General features: G+C 72.3%; 18 protein-coding genes and 1 riboswitch. Of the genes, 13 read left to right on the top strand and 5 right to left on the bottom strand.

Annotated features, from left to right (window positions below):
* Nucleotides 1-166: 166 nt before the first annotated feature.
* Both I6J71_RS30090 and I6J71_RS30085 read left to right on the top strand, forming a co-directional pair.
* The gene (locus I6J71_RS30090) at nt 167-1,063 is read left to right on the top strand and encodes an NAD(P)-dependent oxidoreductase (RefSeq protein WP_204089952.1); all 897 of its coding nucleotides are present in this window, start codon (nt 167-169) and stop codon (nt 1,061-1,063) included.
* Nucleotides 1,060-1,884, top strand: a complete 825-nt coding sequence (locus I6J71_RS30085; RefSeq protein ID WP_204089951.1) for a hydroxypyruvate isomerase family protein — start codon at nt 1,060-1,062, stop codon at nt 1,882-1,884. The genes I6J71_RS30090 and I6J71_RS30085 overlap by 4 nt, the downstream gene beginning before the upstream one ends.
* A 6-nt stretch (nt 1,885-1,890) precedes the next feature.
* Here the strand turns inward: I6J71_RS30085 and I6J71_RS30080 are convergent, their stop codons facing one another.
* Nucleotides 1,891-2,559, bottom strand: a complete 669-nt coding sequence (locus I6J71_RS30080; protein ID WP_204089950.1) for a GntR family transcriptional regulator — start codon at nt 2,557-2,559, stop codon at nt 1,891-1,893.
* Between the two features lie 282 nt (nt 2,560-2,841).
* Here I6J71_RS30080 and I6J71_RS30075 point away from each other — a divergent pair, with 282 nt between their 5' ends.
* Genes I6J71_RS30075 through I6J71_RS30050 form a run of 6 tightly spaced genes read left to right on the top strand, consistent with a single transcriptional unit; the run spans nt 2,842 to nt 9,720 of the window.
* Nucleotides 2,842-3,792 carry a transporter substrate-binding domain-containing protein gene (locus tag I6J71_RS30075; RefSeq protein ID WP_204089949.1) on the top strand — a complete coding sequence of 317 codons (951 nt, stop codon included), beginning with the start codon at nt 2,842-2,844 and terminating at the stop codon, nt 3,790-3,792.
* A gap of 8 nt (nt 3,793-3,800) precedes the next feature.
* Nucleotides 3,801-4,745, top strand: a complete 945-nt coding sequence (locus I6J71_RS30070; protein ID WP_204089948.1) for an amino acid ABC transporter permease — start codon at nt 3,801-3,803, stop codon at nt 4,743-4,745.
* Complete coding sequence (locus tag I6J71_RS30065) at nt 4,729-5,538, top strand: amino acid ABC transporter ATP-binding protein (protein ID WP_304503245.1); 810 nt, start codon at nt 4,729-4,731, stop codon at nt 5,536-5,538. The genes I6J71_RS30070 and I6J71_RS30065 overlap by 17 nt, the downstream gene beginning before the upstream one ends.
* Before the next feature lie 38 nt (nt 5,539-5,576).
* A complete protein-coding gene (locus tag I6J71_RS30060; RefSeq protein WP_204089947.1) occupies nt 5,577-6,398 on the top strand; it encodes an enoyl-CoA hydratase/isomerase family protein in 822 nt (273 codons plus the stop codon).
* Nucleotides 6,395-8,533, top strand: a complete 2,139-nt coding sequence (locus tag I6J71_RS30055) for an acetate--CoA ligase family protein (RefSeq protein ID WP_204089946.1) — start codon at nt 6,395-6,397, stop codon at nt 8,531-8,533. Before I6J71_RS30060 ends, I6J71_RS30055 begins: the two co-directional genes overlap by 4 nt.
* The gene (locus tag I6J71_RS30050) at nt 8,530-9,720 is read left to right on the top strand and encodes an amidohydrolase family protein (protein ID WP_204089945.1); all 1,191 of its coding nucleotides are present in this window, start codon (nt 8,530-8,532) and stop codon (nt 9,718-9,720) included. Before I6J71_RS30055 ends, I6J71_RS30050 begins: the two co-directional genes overlap by 4 nt.
* A gap of 246 nt (nt 9,721-9,966) precedes the next feature.
* Here the strand turns inward: I6J71_RS30050 and I6J71_RS30045 are convergent, their stop codons facing one another.
* Both I6J71_RS30045 and I6J71_RS30040 read right to left on the bottom strand, forming a co-directional pair.
* Nucleotides 9,967-10,365 (bottom strand): VOC family protein, encoded by a 399-nt coding sequence (locus tag I6J71_RS30045; protein WP_204089944.1) that lies wholly within the window; start codon nt 10,363-10,365, stop codon nt 9,967-9,969.
* Between the two features lie 37 nt (nt 10,366-10,402).
* Nucleotides 10,403-11,356, bottom strand: coding sequence for a YafY family protein (locus tag I6J71_RS30040; RefSeq protein ID WP_204089943.1), 954 nt, complete (start codon nt 11,354-11,356; stop codon nt 10,403-10,405).
* A 146-nt stretch (nt 11,357-11,502) separates the two neighbouring features.
* Between I6J71_RS30040 and I6J71_RS30035 the strand changes: the two genes are divergently transcribed.
* Nucleotides 11,503-11,982: a DinB family protein gene (locus I6J71_RS30035; RefSeq protein ID WP_239155476.1), complete on the top strand. Its 480-nt coding sequence runs from the start codon at nt 11,503-11,505 to the stop codon at nt 11,980-11,982.
* Nucleotides 11,983-12,142: 160 nt separating this feature from the next.
* Here I6J71_RS30035 and I6J71_RS30030 read toward each other — a convergent pair whose 3' ends face one another.
* Nucleotides 12,143-13,381, bottom strand: a complete 1,239-nt coding sequence (locus I6J71_RS30030; RefSeq protein WP_239153999.1) for an FAD-binding protein — start codon at nt 13,379-13,381, stop codon at nt 12,143-12,145.
* Between the two features lie 124 nt (nt 13,382-13,505).
* Here I6J71_RS30030 and I6J71_RS30025 point away from each other — a divergent pair, with 124 nt between their 5' ends.
* Nucleotides 13,506-13,841: a helix-turn-helix domain-containing protein gene (locus I6J71_RS30025; RefSeq protein ID WP_204089941.1), complete on the top strand. Its 336-nt coding sequence runs from the start codon at nt 13,506-13,508 to the stop codon at nt 13,839-13,841.
* 4 nt (nt 13,842-13,845) lie between these two features.
* Here I6J71_RS30025 and I6J71_RS30020 read toward each other — a convergent pair whose 3' ends face one another.
* Complete coding sequence (locus tag I6J71_RS30020) at nt 13,846-14,343, bottom strand: MarR family winged helix-turn-helix transcriptional regulator (RefSeq protein ID WP_204089940.1); 498 nt, start codon at nt 14,341-14,343, stop codon at nt 13,846-13,848.
* 146 nt (nt 14,344-14,489) lie between these two features.
* On the opposite strand from I6J71_RS30020, the gene I6J71_RS30015 reads away from it, so the two are divergent.
* The 3 genes from I6J71_RS30015 to I6J71_RS30005 all read left to right on the top strand — a co-directional run bounded on the left by I6J71_RS30015 (nt 14,490) and on the right by I6J71_RS30005 (nt 17,262).
* Entirely contained in the window at nt 14,490-16,013 is a 1,524-nt protein-coding gene (locus I6J71_RS30015) for a carboxylesterase/lipase family protein (RefSeq protein WP_239153998.1), read from the top strand.
* 108 nt (nt 16,014-16,121) lie between these two features.
* Nucleotides 16,122-16,658, top strand: a complete 537-nt coding sequence (locus tag I6J71_RS30010; protein WP_204089938.1) for a sigma factor-like helix-turn-helix DNA-binding protein — start codon at nt 16,122-16,124, stop codon at nt 16,656-16,658.
* A 19-nt stretch (nt 16,659-16,677) separates the two neighbouring features.
* Entirely contained in the window at nt 16,678-17,262 is a 585-nt protein-coding gene (locus tag I6J71_RS30005; protein ID WP_204089937.1) for a maleylpyruvate isomerase N-terminal domain-containing protein, read from the top strand.
* Nucleotides 17,263-17,322: 60 nt separating this feature from the next.
* Nucleotides 17,323-17,402, top strand: a riboswitch (S-adenosyl-L-homocysteine riboswitch).
* Nucleotides 17,403-17,408 lie beyond the last annotated feature (6 nt).

Here is a 17,408-nt window from a genome sequence, read left to right as displayed (position 1 = left end):
CCGGTCCGAGCAACCTGACGAAACTCTCCGCTCAGCCCCTCCGTGGGTCAGCCGTGTCCCTCATCACAGGTAATCTTGCCTGACAAAATTCACCTGACAAAAGTACTTGACCGGCTACCCGTGGCTCGGGAAGCTGTCCTCGTCCAACCACGCCCTCGGGCGCCCAATGGAGGGAGACAGAGTGCGGATCGCGGTCGTCGGCTTGGGGGTCATGGGGCTCCCCATGTCGCTGAACCTCGTGAATGCCGGTTTCGACGTCGTGGGGTACACGCGCACCGCCGAGAGAGGCCGGCCGCTCGCAGACGGGGGTGGTGCGCTCGCCGCGTCGCTGGCCGAAGCCGTCGCCGACGCGGACGTGGTCGTCACGGTGCTGCCGGACACGCCCGACGTGCAGGCCGTCTGTGCCGAGATCTTCGAGCACGCGAAGGCGGGCACGGTGCTCGTCGACATGAGCACCATCCGGCCCGACGCCGCGCGGGAGCTGCACGAGCGCGCCGCCGAGGTGTCGATGCCGATGCTCGACGCGCCGGTCAGCGGCGGGGAAGCGGGGGCGAAGGAAGGCAAACTGTCGATCATGGTCGGCGGCGCCGCCAAGACCCTCGAGCGCGTGCGGCCGGCCCTGGCGGCCATGGGCACCACGATCGTGCTCGTCGGCGGGCCCGGCAGTGGCCAGACGGTCAAGGCCGCCAACCAGTTGCTCGTCGCGGGCACGCTCCAGCTCGTTTCCGAAGCGCTGGTCTTCCTCGACACGCACGGGGTGGACCTCAAGCCCGCCGTCGACGTGCTCGGCGGCGGGCTCGCGGGCAGCACTGTGCTCGCGCGCAAGGGCGAAGCGATGCTGGCGGGCAACTTCCAGCCCGGCTTCCGCGTGGACCTGCACCACAAGGACCTCGAGATCTACCGGTCGGCGGCCCGGCAGAACGGCGTTTTCTCCCCGGCCGGCGCGCTCGTCGCCGAGCTCATGGCGTCGCTGCGCGCGACCGGTTCGGGTGGGCTGGACCACTCGGCACTGCTCGCCCAGGTGGCCGCGTTGTCCGGCGTCGAGAAGTGGAGCGCCCGGTGACGGACGAGGGAAAGCTGAAGCTGGTCGCCAACGTTTCCCTGCTCTTCGCGGAAGTGCCGTACCTGGAACGGATCGCGCGCGCCGCGGAAGCCGGCTTCACCGCCGTCGAAACGTGGTGGCCCTGGCCCGAAGCCGTGCCCGCCGCCGCGGAGGTCGACGCCTTCGTGCGCGCGCTCGACGAAGCGGGCGTCGCCCTGGCCGGGTTGAACCTGTTCGCCGGCGACATGCCCGGCGGCGAACGCGGGATCGTGTCGAACCCCGCGCGGCGCAAGGAGTTCGAGGCCAACCTCGATCTCGTCGCCGCCATCGCCGAACGCACCGGCTGCCCGGCGTTCAACGCGCTCTACGGCCAGCGCTCGCCCGGCGGCGATCCGGCGCGGGAGGACGCCGTCGCACGTGAACAGCTCGCCGCGGCCGTCGGAAAGCTCACGGGCACCGTGCTCGTCGAACCACTGGGGCGCGGCCTCAACGGCGCCTACCCGCTGGAAACCGCGCGCGACGGCGTGCGGGTCGTCGAACAGGTCCGCGCCGATACCGGCGCGCGAAACATCGGCCTGCTCTTCGACACCTTCCACCTCACCACGAGCGGTGAGGACCTCACGAAGGTCGTCGACGAGTACGCGGACTTCGTGGCCCACGTGCAGATCGCCGACGCCCCTGGCCGTGGCGAACCCGGCACGGGCCAGGTCGACGTGGCCGGGGTCGTGGAACGCCTGTGGCAGTCGGGTTACCGGGGCAGGGTGGCGTGCGAGTACAAGCCGACGGTCCCGACGGAGGAGTCGCTCGCGTGGCTCTCCGGCGTGCCGCGGCTGGGCTGGTGACGAGGTTCAGACCGCCACGCCGGCCCGCTTCGCGGCGTCCGCGAGCAGCATGTCGCGGCAGCCGTGCAGGTCCGCGCGCATCGCCTCTTCGGCCACGGAGCTGTCGCCCTCGCGGATCGCGTCGATGATCGCGGCGTGCCGGGCGGTCAGCTCCACCAGGTCCGTGGAGGCGGTGCGGCGCACCTGTGCGATGCACAGCTGAGCTTCGCCCATCACGGTGCTGTGCATCCGCTGCAGGCGCGGGCTGCCGGCCGCGGCGACGAGCGCGCGGTGGAAGGCCACATCGGCCTCGGTGTGGTCGGAGTGCAGCGCCTGCTCGGCGGCGACGCGCATCATGTTCAGCGCTTGCTGCGCGTCGCCGGGCACCGACTTCGACTCGGCGAGCGTGCGCACCGCCAGCGTCTCCACGGGTTCGCGGCTGAAGTAGATGTCCCGGATGTCCTCAGTGGACAGCTGCGGCACGATGGAACTCCGGCGCGGCCCCCGGCGCAGCAGTCCTTCGGCGCAGAGCCGGTCGAGACCAGCCTTGGCCGTCGGGCGCGCGACGTCGAAGCGGCTCGCCACCCACGCCTCCGTGAGCCGGAGTCCCGGAGCGACTTCGCCGCGGATGATCTGCGCGCGGAGCGCCTCGGCGAGCGACTCGGTCAAAGACGGTGATCCGAGTACCGACGACACCGCTGGCACCTCCTGTGGTTGGTCTCCTCGTGTGTTCGCCGCCCCCTGGACCGGTGCCGCAACCCCACGTCCCGGCCAGGGTGAGGCCGGGGAACGACAGCCCCTCCAGGGTAGCGGAGACGCTGCTGCTCCGGTCGGACGAGGTACGACAAGTCCGGCTCTGCAGAAATACTTGTCAGACAAAATTGGTCAGTCAAGTACTTGACTCGACCGAATCCGGTGGGGCACTGTGAGCGCTGCTCGAAAGGCAGCTCAACAGCGCCGTTGGACTGAGGAGTCCCCATGAAGAAGCTGGTGCTCTCGCTGGCCGCAGGTGTCGCCGTGGCGACCGCACTGAGCGGCTGCTCGAACACAGACACCCCGGTCGGCTCGCCCGCCGGATCCGCCGCGCCGCAGCCGGCCGCGGCGTCGATCGCCCCCGCCGCGGTGGACCCGGCCGTCAAGGCGCTGGTCCCCGCGGACATCGCCGCGACGGGCACGATCAACGGCGGCGCGAACTTCCAGGCCGCCCCGATGGCCATGTACGAAACCGGCACGAAGACCCCGACCGGCGCCGTGGTGAAACTCGTGGAGCACGCCGCCGGGATGATGGGCCTGAAGGTCGCGTGGCAGCAGGTGCTCTACCCCGACCAGCTGCCCGCGATGCAGGCGGGCAAGATCGTGGTCAGCGGCTCGGCCAGCGCGGCCAACGCCGACATCATCGCCAAGGCCAACGTCGTCGGCGCGTTCAAGAACCTGCAGGGCATCCTGGCCACGGCCGACAATGCCGTGCAGTTCGAAACGCTCGACGCCGTGTGCGGCAAGAAGATCGGGCTCGGCAAGGCCGCCGCCGCGACCGTCGCGATCTTCAACGACATCGCCAAGCACTGCACCCAGGGCGGCAAGCCGGCCCCGCAGATGATCGGGCTGTCGGCGACCGCGGACATCGTGCTGGCCGTTCAGTCCGGGCGCGTCGACGGCGGCATGATCCCCACCCCGACCGTGGTCTACACCGCGCAGCAGTCGCAGGGGAAGCTCGTGGCCACCAAAGCCAACGACGCCATCGCCGCGGAGATCGACGAAGGCGATGAAGGGTTCACCATCGCCAAGGACCTGCCGAAGCTGGCCGCCGCGTTCCAGGCCGCCGTCAACGCGATGATCAAGGACGGCAGCTACGCCAAGATCCTCACCGGGTTCGGCCTGCCGCAGAACCAGCTCGTCCCCGAAGCCACGCTCAACCAGCCCACGAAGTGAGTGCCGGAATGACCACGGAAACCCACCCCGGGCCGCGGTTCACGCGGGCCGACCCGATCCCGCAGCACCACGCGGTGCGCTCGCCCGTGGGCCGGATCGTCTCGTGGCTCGCGCTGGCGATCGTGCTGCTGATCATCCTGAACACGCTGCTGCACAACGACAACATCCACCTCGACGTGATCGCCCGGTACCTGTTCGACTGGCGCATCCTCGAAGGCGTGCTCGGCGCGATCGCGCTCGCCGTGGTGTCGTTCGTGTTCGCCTCGGTGATCGGTGTGGTCGTCGGGTACGCGCGGGTCAGCCGCAACCCGGTGGCGCGCACGGCGAGCTGGCTCTACGTGTGGTTCTTCCGCAGCGTGCCGCTGATCGTGTTCATCCTGATCTTCGGCAACTTCGCGTTGTTCCTGCCGAAGCTGGGCATCGGCATCCCGTTCACGGACCTCAGCTTCTGGTCGGTGTCCACGAACTCCGTGCTCGTGCCGATGGTCGCCGGAGGCGTGGCGCTGTCGCTGGAGCAGGGCGCGTACCTCGCGGAGATCGTGCGGGCCGGCACGCAGTCGGTGTCGGAGTCGCAGCGCGAAGCGGCCGCGGCAATGGGCCTGAGCCCGTGGCAGATCGAACGCAAAGTCGTGCTGCCGCAGGCGATCCCCGTGATGATCCCGCCCGCCGGGAGCACGTTCGTGCTGCTGCTGAAGTCCACCTCGCTCGTGTACGCCATCGCCGGCACCGAGGTGCTGGGCGTCGCCGAGCAGATCGCGTCTCAGAACCTCGCCACGATGGAGATGCTGTTCGTCGCGTCGATCTGGTACCTCGTGCTCACGAGCCTGGCGAGCCTCGGCCAGCGGTACCTCGAGCGGCGGACCAGCGCCTACCGCCGGCGCGTCCGCACCACGGACGCGGCCGTCACCGCCGAAGCCGCCACGGAAGGAGACGCCGGTGCTCGCAGCGCATGAGAACACCGCGGGCGAGGCGCCCGCGAAGCCGGCCCGCCCGGACCTGCTGGAGGTCGTCGGGGTCGGCAAGAGCTACGGCGACGCGAAGATCCTCGACGGGGTCGACATCACGCTCGGCGAAGGTCAGGTCGCGTGCCTGATCGGGCCGTCCGGCTCCGGCAAGAGCACGCTCCTGCGGTGTGTCAACGGGTTGCTCACGCCCGACACCGGCCACGTGCTGCTCGACGGCGAGATCGTCGGCCGCGTGGTGCGCGGCGGCAAGCTGCACGACATGCCGCGCAAGCGGCTGCTCGCCCAGCGGCGCCGCTTCGGCGTGGTGTTCCAGCACTTCGAGCTGTTCCCGCACCTCACCGCACTGGGCAACCTCACGCTCGCGCCGCTGCTGCACGGCGAGCTCGAATGGGAGGAAGCCGAGGAGCGCGCGCTGGCGATCCTCGAGCGCGTCGGCCTGAAGCACCGCGCGCACGCCCACCCCGTGCAGCTTTCGGGCGGGCAGCAGCAGCGCGTGGCGATCGCCCGCGCACTGATGCAGCGCCCCGATGTGATGCTGTTCGACGAACCCACTTCCGCGCTCGACCCCGAGCTCGTCGGCGAGGTGCTGCGCGTGATGCGCGAGCTCGCCGCCGACGGCATGACGATGGTCGTGGTCACCCACGAGATGCGCTTCGCGCGTGAGGTGTCCGACCAGGTCGTGTTCCTGGCCGAAGGCAAGGTCGTCGAAGCCGGCCCGCCCGCCCGGTTCTTCGAGAACCCGCGCACCGAACGGGCCCGCGCCTTCCTCAGCCAGCTCTGACCCCCCGAATTCCCGATCCGCCCGACGACTGGAGACCGATGTCCGGCACGTACGACCCGTCCACCGCACCGCGCGACCTCGAGCACGTGCTCTACGAGAAGAAGGGCCACGTCGCGTACATCACGATCAACCGGCCCGAGGTGCGCAACGCCCTGCACACCTACGCCTACCGCGAACTGCGCCGCGTGTGGCTCGACATGCAGCGCGACCCGGACGTGCGCGTCGGCATCCTCACCGGCGCCGGCAAGGCGTTCTGCGCCGGACGCGACATCAAGTTCCTGGCCGGCTACCAGGCGCGCGGTGAGCAGACGCCGCACGAGGACCCGTCGAACCCCGAATACTTCTGGGGCGGCGGCGGGATGCCGTACGACGCCAACCTCGACAAGCCGCTCATCGCCGCGGTCAACGGATTCGCCGTCGGTGTGGGCCTGACGCTGGTGATGCAGTGCCAGCTGCGGGTGATGGCCGACGACGCGTGGCTCGGCGACCAGCACACCAACGTCGGACGGCTCGGCTCACCGCAGGCCAAGTTCCTCGCGCTGCCGCGCGCGACCGCCGCGTACCTGACGCTGTGCAACGGCCGGCTGACCGCCGAGGACTGCTACAGCCAGGGCATCGTGAACAAGGTCGCCCCGCAGAACGAGATCATGGCGAAGGCCGAGGAGCTCGCGGCGATGGTCGTCGCCGGTTCGCCGAGCGCCGTGCAGGCCGCGACGCGCGTGTACCGCATCGCTTCGCTCAACCCGGCGCTGGACGAGTACACACGCCAGCTCGACCGCGACGTCGCCGCCACCGACGACTCGAAGGAAGGCAGCCGCGCGTTCGTCGAGCGCCGTTCACCTGTGTGGCAGGGCAAGTGACCCCGCTGCAGCGACTGCTTGCGCCGCGCTCGGTCGCGGTCGTCGGCGCGAGCGACCGGCCGGGCAACCGCGGCGGCGCGGCCGCCGCGCTCATGCGGAAGTTCGGCTTCGCCGGCGAGGTGCACCCCGTGCACCCCACGGCGGAGACGGTGGCCGGCTACCCGGCCGTGCGATCCGTGGCCGAGCTCCCGTCCGATGTGGACGTCGCGATCATCGGCCTCGGCGCGGCGAACGTCGCCGGCGTGGTGCGTGAGCTGCACGACGCCGGCGTCCCCGGCGCGATCGCGTGGGCCGGCGGGTTCAGCGAAAACGGGGCCGAAGGCGAACGGCTGCAAGCGGAACTCGCCGAGGTCGTGCGGTCGACCGGCGTGCGGATGATCGGGCCGAACTGCCTCGGCGTGGTGAACACGGCCGTCGGCTTCACCGGCACGTTCGCCACCTGGCTGCGCGGCACCGACCGGCTGCTCACGAGCGGCATCGCCATGGTCAGCCAGAGCGGAGGGCTCGCGGCGAACGCGCACGCGTGGTCGCAGGAGTCCGGCATCGGTTTCCGGTACATGATCAGCACCGGTAACGAGGTCGACCTCGGGGTCGTGGACCTGCTCGAGACCGTGGTCGAGGATCCCGGCACGGAGATCGTGCTGGCGTACCTGGAAGGTGTGCGCGACGGCGCCCGGTTCGCGGCGATGCTGCGCCGCGCGCGGGAACTCGGCAAGCCGGTGCTCGTGCTGAAGGTCGGTCACTCGGCCGCGAGCGCGGCGGCCATCGCCGCGCACACCGGCGCGCTGGCGGGCGAGACGCGCGTGTGGGACGCCTTGCTGGAAGCGGAGGGCGCCGTGCAGGTGCGCTCCGTGGAGCAACTGCTCGAAACCGCGGGTTACCTGCACGGCCGGGCCGGCCTGCCGCCGCTGCGCGGGCGCCGCGTCGTGATCATGGGCCACGGCGGTGGCGCCGGGGTGCTGGCGTCGGACCAGTGCGCGCTGGCCGGGCTGGAGGTGCCGGCCCTGTCGGAGGAGACGCGGGCGGCGATCGCGCCGACCATGCCGGAGATCGCGTCGACGAAGAATCCGGTGGACCTCACGCCGGAGGCGTATGTCCAGGACAAGTGGCGGCTGCAGCTGCCATCCACTTTGGACGCACTGGGCCGCTCGGGGGAGGCGGACGTGCTGCTCACGCAGTTCAGCGTGGGGGAGAGTGTGCATCCCCGCGACATCGCCGGTCCCGTGATCGACCTGCACCGGCGCGGGGATCTGGCGGTCGCGGTGTACTCGCGCGCGACCACTCCGGACGCGGCGAAGCTGTACGCCGACGCGGGGATCCACGTGTTCACCGACCAGCGCGCGGCCGTGGAGACCCTGGGCCTGCTGACGCGGCCGCTCCAGGTGGACGACGCCGTTTCGCGCGCGGTGCTGGCCGACGCGCCGGGCCTGGTGACCCCTGTGCAGGACACGGCGCTGCCCGCGGTGGCGAGCGGTGACGTGATCGCCGAGCACGACGTGCACCGGTTGCTGGCGGAGGCGGGCTTCGACGTGCTGCGCGGCGAAACCGCGAAGTCCGCCGAGGAAGCCGGGGCGCTGGCGGAGAAACTGGGCTTCCCGGTGGTGCTGAAAGCGTTGTCGCCGCAGATCACGCACCGCGCGGCGGCGGGGCTGGTGCGGCTGGGCGTCGCCGACCGCGCGACGGCGGAACAGGTGTTCCGGGAGTTCGCGGCGCGCACGGATGCGCTCGGCGCGGACCTGATCGGCGTGCTCGTGCAGCAGTCCGCCGTGGGTGGCACGGAACTGCTCGTGTCCGGGTTCCGCGACCCGGTGTTCGGCCCGGTGGTTTCATGCGGCGCCGGGGGCGTGGCGACCGAGCTGATCGACGATGTCAGCTTCGCGCTGGCCCCGCTCGACGAAGCCGCGGCGCTGGCGTTGCTGCGCCGACTGCGGACCACCGGCAAGGCGAAGGGCTTGTCCCTTTCGGACGCGGGCGCGCGGGCGGTGGCGTTCCTGGTGCGGTTCGCGCGGTTCGTCGAACGGCTGCCGTGGACGGGGTTCGTGCTGGAGCTCAACCCGGTCTCGGTGACGGCGCAGCGCGCGGTGCCCCTCGACGGGCTGGTGGTCGTGAGTGACGCCGCGGAGGTGCCTCGGTGACGGACTTGCTGCTCGCCGGTGGTGAGGTCGTCGACGCGGGCGCCGGGCTGTCGGGGCGGCTCGACGTCGCGGTGACCGGGTCGGTCATCACGGCGATCGGGCGCGACCTGGACCGCGCCGGTGCGGGCCGGGTGGTGGACGTGACCGGCAGTCTCGTCGCCGCCGGTCTCGTCGACCTGCACACGCACGTGTTCGCGCCCGGTTCGGCGCTGAGCATCGACCCGGACGTCGCCGGTGTCCTGTCCGGGGTGACGACCGTGGTCGACGCGGGCAGCTCCGGCCCGGAGAACTTCGCGGAGTTCGCCGCGCTGCTGCCCGGAGCCCGCACCGAGGTCGTCCCCTTCGTCCACATCGGACGACGCGGGCTCGCGGTCAAGCCCGATGTGACCACAGCGGACGACCTTGATCCGGACGGTGTCCGGCGCGTGCTGAGCTCGTCCGCGGGGCTCGTGCGCGGGATCAAGGTGCGCGTGGTTTCTCCGGCGTTGCAGGGGCCGGGTCTGGCGATGCTGCGGACCGCGCGCACGGTGGCGCGTGAGGCGGGCGTGCCGCTGATGGTGCACGTCGGTGACATCGGCGGGCTGGCCGGCCCGAGCGTCGGCCCGGAGACGCTGGAGCTGCTGGACGCGGGCGACATCGTCACGCACGTCTTCACCGCCAACCCGGGCGGAGTGCTGGACGCCGACGGCAAGCTCCTGCCCGAAGCCCGGGCGGCCGCCGAGCGCGGCGTGCTGTTCGATTCCGCGCACGGCTGCAAGAACCTGTCGTTCGACGTCGCCCGCCGTGTGCTCGACCAGGGCCTGCCGCTGCACGCCGTGAGCACCGACCTGACACTGACCGGGCACGGGGAGATCGTCTTCAGCCTCACCGAGGTGATGAGCCGTTACCTCGCCTTGGGGTTCGACGTGCCGGAGGTGCTCACGATGGCCACCGCCGGCCCCGCGGCGGCCGCCGGCATCGCGGACCGCGCCGGCCGCCTGGCCGTCGGCCGCCCCGCGGACCTGTCGGTCCTCTCCCTTGCCTCCGGCGACTGGTCGGTGTCCGACTCGACGGGTGCCGCGCTGCGGCTGGACCGGGCGTTCGTGCCGGTGCTGACGGTGCGCGCGGGTGCCGTGGTGGAACCGGGCGAGCCCCCGCATCCGTGGGGTTGGGAGCCGACTTCGGTGGCGGCCTCGGCGTGTTGCTGAGCGGGGCCGGGAAGCCTTTCGTGGCCGGGCTTGCTCGCCGGTGTGAGCGAGCCCGGCGTGGGCTTGTCCGCGGCGCTTCCGCGCTGCGGGCAAGCCCCGGCGTTCGTCCGATGCTGACGGTCTGAGGGTGCCCCGGTGGAGCCCGGTGTGCGGTCGCCTCCGTGCGCAGACAGCCGGCTCCCGGCCGGCTACCGACGCGGGTTGGTCCGGCCAGGCTGTTTCCGCCCGGGCGGCGCGCAGCCCGGTTCAGCCGAGCCGGGCTTCGGCGCGGGTCGGCTGGAAGAGCTCGACCGGGTTGCCCGCCGGGTCGTCGACGAGGGCCTGGCGTCCGCCGATGCCTTCGATGACGTCGCTGCGGAAGGGCACGCCGTCGGCGCGCAGGCGGGCCACCACGGTGTTCAGGTCGTCGACCTGGAGGGCGAAGCGGTTCCAGCCGCCGGGTTCGGGGACGCGGCCGTCGGGCATCGCCTGGCCGCCGCCGGGCCCGCCGCCCGGGGCGCTGAGCACGAGGCGCAGGTCGCCGCGGGCGAGCATCGCGAAGGCCGGGGCGGGGTGCATCACCTCGGTGAACCCGAGGTGGTCGCGGTAGAACGCGATCGCGGCGTCGACGTCGTCGACGATGTAGCGGACGCTGACTGTGGCCATGGCCGCCTCCCGGCCTGCCACCTTACGCCGCGAAGGGTCACGCACGGCCGAATCTCGCACCCCATTCCCGCACCCGGTCGCGCAGCTCGGCAGGCTCGACGATGTGGAAGTCGGCGGCGACGGCGCCGAGCGCGAACGTGGGCCACTCCAGGGCATCGGCGGTCATCAGCACCCGGCAGCGGCCCGGTTCGAGCTCTTCGACCGCGGTCCACTGCCCGATCCGCTGCCGTACGACGGCGGCCGGGGCCTCGACGACGGCCTCGACCCGATAGGGCCGCGGCACGGTGACCAGGCGGGCGCGCACGAACTCGGCGGCGTCGTCCGCGGGCAGCCGGCGCGGGCGGAAGCGGGCGCCCGTGCCCTCCGGCCCGGTGATCCGGTCGACGCGGAAGCTGCGCCAGCCGTGCCGCTGGAGGTCGTAGGCGACGAGGTACCAGCGGCGGCCCACCGGCACGAGCCGCAGCGGTTCGACGTGCCGTCGCGTGGCCGCGCCACCGGCGGCGACGTAGGCGAACCGCAGCCGTTCGCTGTCCCGGCAGGCGAGGGCCACCGCGGTGAGCACGCCCGGATCGACGTCGGCGCCGGTGCTGCCGTTCCAGCTGAACGGCACGGTCATGGCGCGCAGCGCGTCGACCCGGCGGCGCAGCCGGGCCGGCATCACCTGCACGAGTTTCGCCAGGACCCGCAGCGACGACTCCGCGAGGCCCTCGACCGAGCTCTGCGCGGCGGCCTGCAGCCCCACCGCGAGCGCGACGGCCTCTTCGTCGTCGACGACCAGCGGCGGCAGGGCCGCGCCCGGCGCGAGCTGGTAACCGCCGTCGACGCCGCGCTGCGCGTCCACCGGGTAGCCCAGCTCGCGCAGGCGGTCGACGTCGCGGCGCAGCGTGCGGATCGACACGCCCAGCTTCTCGGCGAGTTCGGCGCCGGGCCAGTAGCGGTGGGTCTGCAGCAGCGACAGCAGACGCAGCGTCCGCGAACTCGTGTTGGCCATGGACCCAGAGTCTTCCCCATAGCGGCCAGAAAGTGGCCTGAATGGGGTTTACCTTGGGTTTTACCAGCCGAACACGAAAGGACGAAGCCGTGAACGAGACCCTCACCGCCGACGTGACCACCGGCGAGCGCGCGGACCTGCTGGCGATGCTCGGGAAGCACCGGCACTTCCTGCGGTTCACCACGCGCGACTTGACCGACGAGCAGGTCGGTCTGAGGACCACCGCGAGCGAGCTGTGCCTCGGCGGCCTGATCAAGCACGTGACCTCGGTGGAGCGCGGCTGGGCCGACTTCATCGTCGAGGGCCCCTCCGCCATGGGCGACTTCGACTCCATGACCGAGGCCGACTTCGCCCAGCGCGAGAACGAGTTCCGCATGCTCCCGGGCGAGACGCTGGCGGGCGTGCTCGCCGACTACGACGCCGTCGCCCGCCGCACGGACGAGCTCGTCGCGACCCTCCCCGACCTGTCCGCCACCCAGCCGTTGCCGAAGGCCCCTTGGTTCGAGCCCGGTGGCGCCTGGTCGGCCCGCCGCGTGTTCATGCACATCATCGCGGAGACCGCCCAGCACTCCGGACACGCCGACATCATCCGCGAATCCCTCGACGGCGCGAAGAGCATGGGCTGATGCCCGGTGGCGGGCAGCTCGGCGTCCGGCCGAGGTGTCCACAGTGGCCGCCGCGGGGCGGGCTCGAAGGGCTGCCCCGGTGCCGTGGCTCCCCTCGACCGCGTGGGCGGACAGCTCGGCTCAACTTGGCCGGACAGCCACTGTGGACCCAGGCGGGTGGTCAAGAACCCACCGCATTGGCTGTCCGGTAAGCGAAAGCGATGATCGGCCCCAGGGTGGCGCCGCCGGCCCAGTAGGCGCGGCCGGAGGCCGAGGCGACGCAGTTGCCGACCCCGTAGCGGCCCGGGATGGGGACGCCGAGGTCGTCGAGGACGTGGCCGTCGGGGCCGGTGCGGGGGCCACCCTTGGTGTCGAGGACACCACCGGTGACGAGGGCCGCGTAGTAGGGGCCGGTGGGGCTCAGCGGCCACATCGTGGGGTTGGTGCGGCCGGGTTCGTCCTTCACCGGGCCGTTGAACACGAGCTGGATGGCCGTCTCGCCGCGGGCGAAGTCCTCGTCGCGGCCGTTGGCGGCGAAGCGGTTGAACCGCGAGATCGTCGAGGGCAGGTTGGCAGCGAAGTCGTCGGCGAGGGTGAAGCCGCCGGTCTCCGCGTGCAGGCCGGCGAGGCGTTCACGGATCTTCGCGGTGAGTTCGCCGAGCGTCGCGGCCTTGAGGACGTGGCTGTCGTCGCTGCCGGGCGGCACGATGAGGCGGCCGTACTCCGTGCTGGCGGAGTGGTCCTGGCTGCGCTGGTCCCACAGCTGCACGAGCACGAGGTTCGGGTAGGCGCCCGTCGCCGGGTCCCAGCGGAAGAAGGTGCGCGCCGACTCGTTGTCGGGCAGCTTCTCATTGGCCACGCGCCGGCCGTGGCGGTCGACCAGGATCATCGAGTCGCCCGCCACGGAGAACATGCCGACCAGGTCGGCGCGCCCCGCGCCCGCCAGCGGCACCGGGCACATCCACGCGTGGTTCATCGTGCCCAGCTGAGCGCCGATCGACGAGGCGATGCGCAGAAAGTCTCCTTCGTTGGTCGGAACCGCACATCCCGGGTACGCCGGCACGCCGAGGTGGTTGCGCCGCAGATCGTCGTCGTGGGAGAAACCGCCCGTTGCGAACACGACACCTTTCCGTGCGAGAACGCGCACAGTCTGTCCCGAAGCAGTCGTGGCCTCGACGCCGGCGACGCGCCGGCTGTCGACTCCGCCATCGACGATGAGCCGCTGAACCCGGTGGCCCGTCCGCACGTCGACACCGTCGCGCGCCGCGGCCGCGGACAGTTGCGCGACGGCGGCGACGACGACGGGTGGCTCGGCGAGGTCGAGCCCGCCCTGTCGGCTCCCGCGGTGCTGCTGCGTCACGTCGAACGCCTGCACCCCGCACGCGCCACCCGGCTCGCCGCGCTCCTGACCGGCGGCCACCAGGCGCGGGTGGTCGCGACGTTCACGACCGGCACCGGCTGTGCCGAGGTGTTGCGCATCGGCTGGTCGCCGGTCGAGATCCTCGTGCCGAGCCTGCGTGAGCGCACGGCCGACATCCCGGCGCATGCCCCAGCGCTTCGGCGAGGGCGCGCACTTCACGCAGGACGCGCGCGCGACCCTGCAGCGCCACGACTGGCCCGGCAACCTCGTGGAGTTCAAGGCCGCCGTCGCCGCGGCGCGGGAGGAGGCCGCGGGCCTGACGATGAGCGCGGGCCACCTGCCGGGCCGGCTGCGCTCCTCGCCGGCGCCGCCGCGGCTGACGGAACTGGAGAAGGCCGAGCGCCAGGCCATTGCCGACGCGTTGCGCACGGCCACCGGAAACCGCGTGCGGGCCGCCGCCCTGCTCGGCATCAGCCGGGCGACGCTCTACCGCAAGCTGCGGCGCTACGGCCTGGGGTGAGTGGTCAGGCGGTGCGGTCGCCGAAGGATTCGAGCAGGGTGCGCAGCGCGTCGGCCAGCGCGGCGCGCTCCAGGGGATCGAGTGCGTCGAGGACGCGGCGCCCGGTGGCGAAGTGGTCGGGCAGCACGCGGTCGATCAAGGCGCGGCCGTCGTCCGTCAGCGACACGACGATGCCGCGGCCGTCGGTGGCGCTGCGGCTGCGCGTGATGAGGCCGCGGTCTTCGAGGCGATCGAGCCGCTGGGTGACCGCGCCGGACGTGACCATCGCCGAGCGCATGAGCTCCGTCGGGGTCAGGTGGTGGGGCGGGTCCCTGCGGCGCAGGGTGGCGAGGACGTCGTAGGAAGGCGCGTCGAGGCCGTGCCGGGCGAACGTGCGGGACAGTTCCGAGTCGACGATCCGGGACACGCGCTTGAGCCGGCCGAGCACGGCCATCGGCGACACGTCGAGGTCCGGGCGCTGCTCAGCCCACTGCGCGAGCACGGTGTCCACGTGATCGGCCATGGCGCCAGCCTACGGCCGTCTCAATGCCGGCGAATCCGGGTGAGTGGTTGCTCCGTTTGGCCGCCCCGGACCGCCGACCTGCGGCGATGGGGCCGACCAAGATCCCGGGCCGTGAAAAAGTAACCGAACCCGGTAGGGTCCGGCACGTGGCTGAGGCGTTCGGGGCGGCTCGGCGGCACGCGCTCGCCGCGGTGCTGCTCGTGTGCGTGGTGGTCGCGCCGGCGTGCGCGGCTTCGGTCGCAGCCGTCGGACGGCTCGGTGAGGTCGTGGAGACGGCCTCGGGTGCCGTGCACGGGATCGCGGAGCCCGATCACCGCCTGTTCGAAGGAATCCCGTACGCCGCGCCGCCGGTGGGGGAGCGGCGCTGGCAGCCGCCGGCGCCGCCCGCGTCCTGGACCGGGGAACGCGACGCGACCAAGCCCGGCCCGCGCTGCCCCCAAGGCACCGGTGCGGGCACCAGCGAAGACTGCCTCTACCTCAACGTCTGGACACCACCGGCGCCGGCCGCGAAGAAGCCGGTGCTCGTGTGGATCCACGGTGGCGCTTTCCTCGACGGCAGCGGCGACCGCTACGACGCCCGCCGGCTCGCCGCCCGCGGCGACGTGGTCGTGGTGACGATCAACTACCGCCTCGGCACGCTCGGCTTCCTCGCCGACCCGTCGCTCGGCGCGCAGCCGGGCAACTACGGGTTCCTCGACCAGCAGCAGGCCCTGCGCTGGGTCCACGACAACATCGCGGCCTTCGGCGGCGACCCGGGCGCGGTCACGATCGCCGGCGAATCGGCGGGTGGCATGTCGGTGTGCGACCACCTCGTCGCGCCCGGCTCGCGCGGGTTGTTCCGGGCAGCGGTGATCCAGAGCGCGCCGTGCCAGGCGCAGGCGACGCTCGCGGCCGCCGAGAAGTCCAGTGTGGACTATTCGGGCGCACACGGCTGCGCCGACCGCGCGAAGGCGGCAGCCTGCCTGCGCGCGCTGCCCGTGGCGAAACTGCTGCCCGCGCCGGTGTACGCGTCGATCTCCGGCGTCGAGTTCCCCGGTCCGGTCACCGGCGGGACGACGCTGCCGGTCGACCCGGTGGCGGGAGTGGAGAACGCCGCCCCCGTCCCGGTGCTCATCGGCACGACCCACGACGAGTTCACGTACTTCCTCGCCCAGCAGCTCGCGGCCGGCGCCGAACCCGTCTCCCCGAGCGGGTACGCCGCGGCGCTCGGACGTGTCTTCAAGGACGGCCCGGCGGTCGCGGCGCAGTACCCACCGTCCGCCTTCGACGGCGACGCCACCCGCGCATACGCCGCAGCGGTCACGGATTCGACGTTCTCGTGCGTCGCCGACCGTCTCGCGGCGGGCCTGCCGTCCACCCGGCACTACGAATTCGCCGACGCGACCTCCCCGGCCGCTGCCGGCCTCGCCGCACCATTCCCGCTCGGCGCGGCCCACACGTCCGAACTCCCGTACCTGTTCGACCTCGACGGCCCGCCCGCCTCGTTCACCCCGGCCCAGCAGTCCCTCGCCGACCGCATGGTCGACACCTGGTCCGCGTTCACCGCCGGGAAACCGCTGCCGGACTGGCCCGCCGGCACCGTGCAGTCCTTCGCCGCCGACGGCGTCCACCCGGCCCCCGGCTTCGCCGCGGACCACCACTGCCCGTTCTGGCAGCAGAACAGCAAGTGACTCACTGACGCAGTTGCTCTGCCCCACGCGGGTGTTTCGCCCGCGCCGGGCGAGTTCAGCGCCGTCAGCCGCTCCTAATGTCGGCTCTGGGAAGGGGAGGGAGGGCCGATGCCGGGTCGGGAACGGGGTGCCGCGCCCGCGCAGCTCCTGCGCGCTCAGCCCGACGACGTCCTCGAAAAGGCCGCCGCGGGCGAGGGTGCGGCGGTCGGGCGCGTGCTTCCGGCGATCAAGCCGTTCGTGGTGCGGTATTGCCGCGCGCGCCTGGGCCGCCAGGAGGACGAGTTCCGCAACGCGGACGACGTCGCACAGGAGATCTGTCTCGAGGTGCTGGCCGCGTTGCCCGGCTACCGCGCGTCCCGCCGGCCGTTCCTGGCATTCGTCTACGACATCGCGCGGCGGACCATCGCGAGCATCCCGGTCGGCGCCGAGCGGGCCGGCGGGCGGCACGCGGTCGGCGGCCGGATGACCGAGCTGATGCGGTCCCTGCCCGAGCGCCAGCGCGAGATACTGGTGCTGCGGGTCGTCGTCGGGCTGTCGGCGGAGGAGACGGCCGAAGCGCTGGGTGCCACCTCAGCCGTCGTGCTCGTGCAGCAGGACCGCGCCCTGACTCGCTTGCGGGCGGAACTGCACCCGGCCGGCGGCTGAGTGCGGCAGCATGGCGCCCATGACCGTCACCGCCGAGGACGTCGGCCACGCGCTCGCCGCCGTGGAAACCGCGCTGAGCCCCACCGTCGATGCGGATTGGACGCGGCACGCCGGCGAGCTCGATTGGGATTGCCGCCAGACCGCGGAACACCTGGGTGACACGCTGTTGTCGTACGCGGCCCAGCTGGTGGCCCGCCCGGAGGACCACTACGTGCGGTTCCTGGCGAAGGCCGACGAGGACGCGTCGGCCGCCGAGCTGCTTGAGTTCGTGCGCACCGGGGCGCGGCTGCTGGCGGCGGCCGCCCTCGTGAGCCCGCCCGGAACGCGCGCCTACCACCCGACCGGGTACGCCGATCCGGCCGGGTTCGCCGCGATGGGATGCGCCGAGCTGCTCCTGCACGGGGAAGACCTGGCGCTGGGCCAGGAAACCACCATCGATCCGCCGCGGGAAGTGTGCGCGCGGGTGGTCGCGCGGCTGTTCCCCGGCACGGAGTGGGCGTCCGATCCGTGGGACGCGCTGCGGTGGTGCACCGGCCGGATCGCGCTGCCCGGCAGGTCACGCCGCACGGAGTGGCGCTGGCGGGGCGCACCGCTGGGGGCCTGAACGTCCCGCAGTGTGAACGCGGCTGACCCGTGCCGGCCACGTCCGGTAGTCTCGGTCACTGAGGTCGAGAGGCGCTGCAACGGACCACGGCGGTCCGCCACGCTCGGCCCGACGTCGAACCGCAAGGGCGCCTCCGTGACGACTAC

It is taken from the genome of Amycolatopsis sp. FDAARGOS 1241 (assembly GCF_016889705.1).
Taxonomy (GTDB): domain Bacteria; phylum Actinomycetota; class Actinomycetes; order Mycobacteriales; family Pseudonocardiaceae; genus Amycolatopsis.
The sequence above is the reverse complement of the archived record's forward strand: the minus strand, read 5'-3'. Positions and strand labels throughout refer to the sequence as shown.